The 572-nt window shown below is 46.2% G+C and carries 1 pseudogene; it reads left to right on the top strand.

What is annotated here, in order from left to right:
• Window positions 1-535 (top strand): annotated as a pseudogene (locus tag R7093_RS27010) (MSHA biogenesis protein MshI); the annotation flags it as partial.
• Window positions 536-572 lie beyond the last annotated feature (37 nt).

Genomic DNA, 572 nt, shown 5'->3' with positions numbered 1-572 from the left:
GCTAAAAAATGTGGCGATTTCTTGGGGCGCGGCTGCTGCAGTGATTCTGTTGTCTTACGGCTACGTGTCTTGGCAAAGTGAAGGTTTGGAAGATGAAATTGCGATTGTGAAAGGCAAGGGCGATATTCTTAAATCTGACTTAGATTACTACCAAGTGAAGCTGCGTAAGCACCAGCCTGATCCCAATAAGTTAGCGGCCAAAGCGCGTCTAGAGCGTGAAGTCAAAGCTAAGCGAGATTCCTTGAAAGCGGTGGGCAAGTACGATGATTCGCAACGCACGGGTTACTCAGGTGTGATGCAGTCATTAGCAAAATTGGGCAACCAAGAAATCTCTTTATCCGAAATTCGCATCAACAACAACACCTTGGATTTGAAAGGCTTAGCGAAAGCTCCGAGTTCAGTGCCGAGTTGGGTAAGCCAGTTCAAGAATGAGATCAGTCTTGTTGGGCGAACATTTGACGACGTGAAAATCGGTCGCAATGAGAAAGACATAGTGACGTTTGAGTTGAAAACGCGCGAGGATAAAGAGAAATGAACGAATTCTGGAGCTCATTAGAAGAGCGCTTTGGAGA

This window comes from Vibrio sp. 1580, assembly GCF_033340055.1.
Note: the sequence above shows the minus strand (reverse complement) of the source record. Positions and strands in the feature narration are given on the sequence as shown.